The sequence below is a fragment of the Pinirhizobacter sp. genome, assembly GCF_035317885.1.
Taxonomy (GTDB): Bacteria; Pseudomonadota; Gammaproteobacteria; order Xanthomonadales; family Rhodanobacteraceae; genus Pinirhizobacter.
Window position 1 is genome coordinate 1 of the sequence record NZ_DATHFX010000448.1, and the last position, 2,333, is coordinate 2,333.

General features: G+C 64.1%; 4 protein-coding genes. 1 reads left to right on the plus strand and 3 read right to left on the minus strand.

Translation table 11 applies throughout. The annotated features are described in order from the left end of the window. Positions 1 to 103: zinc finger domain-containing protein (locus tag VK519_RS14720; protein ID WP_324350981.1), on the plus strand; the 103-nt coding region annotated here is incomplete at its 5' end. A gap of 12 nt (positions 104 to 115) precedes the next feature. Here VK519_RS14720 and VK519_RS14725 read toward each other — a convergent pair. The 3 genes from VK519_RS14725 to VK519_RS14735 all read right to left on the minus strand — a co-directional run. Then, complete coding sequence (locus tag VK519_RS14725; RefSeq protein WP_324350975.1) at positions 116 to 895, minus strand: hypothetical protein; 780 nt, start codon at positions 893 to 895, stop codon at positions 116 to 118. Positions 896 to 904: 9 nt separating this feature from the next. Beyond that, a complete protein-coding gene (locus VK519_RS14730; RefSeq protein WP_324350977.1) occupies positions 905 to 1,537 on the minus strand; it encodes a thymidine kinase in 633 nt (210 codons plus the stop codon). Positions 1,538 to 1,576: 39 nt separating this feature from the next. Beyond that, positions 1,577 to 2,333: NAD(P)/FAD-dependent oxidoreductase (locus tag VK519_RS14735; RefSeq protein ID WP_324350979.1), on the minus strand; the 757-nt coding region annotated here is incomplete at its 5' end.

Consider the following 2,333-nt stretch of genomic DNA (forward strand, 5'->3'; position numbering starts at 1 on the left):
GTATGGCCGCGAAGGCGAGCCATGCAAAGTGTGCGGCACCGGCATCCGGAATGTCACGCTGGGACAGCGCTCGACGTTCTACTGTCCGCACTGCCAGTCGTGACGGGTGTAGATGTCAGCTTCTGGCGTCAGGCCAGATCAGTTCGGCGTGGGTGTTGTTGAATGCGGGATCGTCGTGCGAACCGCCGACGTAGACGGTGACGCCTTCGCCCACACCTTCGATATCCATGCCCTGCCCGTCGACGAAGTGCGCGCCCAGGGCCTGCATCTCCACCATGCGCTCGGCCAGGACACCGGCCCGATCGGCGTCGCCGGCCGGTACGTTACGCACGCTCACATCCGGTCGTGCGAACTTGCGCATGCCACGGGTATGGATCCATTGGCGACCGGGGTTGTGCTCATCGTCACTGCACAGGATCAACACGTGGTTGCGCGGCGGTGCGCCGCCCTCCACCAGGTAGTGGCGGCGCCACTGGGTGGCCTCGTATAGCGACAACAGCTGCGGATCCACCACCACCGAGCCGCCGGCATCGAGCAGCGCCGCAACCACGCCAAGGGTGTCACGCAGGTAGTCCAGGCTCGCTGAGTCGTCCACTTCGCCGCGCACGGCCAGCACATGCGGCGCCTGGCGCGCGAGCTCGAAGCCGGAGGGATTATCTTCCTTCAGGATCTCGCCCAGCACGCCTGAGAGTGGATACCCCTCCCAGCGCGACAGTACGGCGTTCTGGTAGCGCTGGAGCTCGACGCCGGCCGGCAACCCGGCGCTATCGTACTTGCGCGCAGGGATCACGATCTCCTCGGCAAAGCTGCCGAAGATGAAGAACAGCAGCATCGACTTGCCACCGGCTTGATGGAAGTGCGGCCGCGGCCAGGTGTTGAGCGGGGTATCGGTCACGAGCGTTTCCTATGCATTGTTGCCCAGCGGCAGCACGGTTTGCTGCAACTCGATGCGGCCGTCGCCAGCGGTGATCTTCTTGAACTCGGCACGACTGACCGAGACATAGCGGTCGTTGCCGCCGATCTCAACCTGAGGGCCCTGGGTCACGGCATGGCCCTGTTCATCCACGCGTACCACCATGGTGGCCTTGCGGCCGGTATGGCAGATCGTCTTGATTTCGTCGAGGTTGTCTGCCCATGCCAGGAGGTATTTGCTGCCTTCGAACAATTCCCCGCGAAAGTCCGTGCGCAACCCGTAAGCCAGCACGGGGATGCCGAGGTGGTCTACCACGTCGGAGAGTTGCCACACCTGGGCACGGCTCAAGAACTGGGCCTCATCGACCAGGACGCAGTGCAGCGCGCCACGCTCGGCGATGTCGGCCTGCGTGATGGCCAGTAAATCCTCCGTGGAGGAAATCCGCCGCCCCACGGCCTTCAGGCCGATGCGAGAGGCCACCACGCCCTCGCCATAGCGGTTGTCCAGCGCGGGCGTAAGGATAAGCGTGCGCATCCCGCGCTCATGGTAGTTATGGGCGCTTTGCAGCAAGGTGGTGGTCTTGCCGGCATTCATCGCCGAATAGTAGAAGTAGAGCTTCGCCATCACGCCATATTACCGGGTCGTGACAGCCGGCGCAGGCCCCTACTCGGCCACCGCTTCAGCCAGCCGCAACTTGCGCTCGGCCCACCAGCGGCGCAGGTCCAGCATGACGCCCACGCCATAGACCAGCTTGAACATCTGCAGGCGCAACCACACCGGCCGGGAGTCGTAGACGTCCCCTGCCAGCATCGAGATCACCCCTTGCTCAAGTTTCAGGGCGTTTCGCGGGTTGCGGAAAAGGTTGGCCATCACCGGGCCGTTGAAGCGGTAGATGAAAAAGGCGAAACGACGCATGCCCACTCGTACGCGCCGCTGCATGCGTCGTTGCGCGGCGGCCTCGGACGCAGGCTCGCGCAGGGCACGGTCGACCACCTCCACGGCTTGCTCGGCGCCGTTCATCGCCAGGTAAACACCGGATGAAAACACCGGGTCGAGGAACGCATAGGCGTCGCCGACGAGGATCCAGCCCGGACCTGCCATCGCCGCGGCGTCATAGGTGTAATTGCCCGTGACGCGCACCTCGTTGTCGATAAGCGTGGCGCCAGCCAGGCGTTGCGCCAGCTGGGCGTTGCTGTTGAGGGTGGCCATGAGGAAATCCACGTTCTGGCCGCGCCGTGTTTTCAGGTAAGCCGGCCGGCACACTGCACCGACGCTCATCACCCCGCCGGGTAGCGGGATCATCCACATCCAGCCGTGCTCGAAGTTGTAGATGCTGATATTCCCGGCATCCTCGGCGGCGCGGAATTCGGCATTGCGGAAATGGCCGAAGATCGCCGCGCTCTGGTGTTCGGGATTGCTT

Bases quoted from the DNA above. Each gene is read 5' to 3' on its own strand.
- VK519_RS14730 (WP_324350977.1), bottom strand. From the start codon at position 1,537: ATGGCGAAGCTCTACTTCTACTATTCGGCGATGAATGCCGGCAAGACC.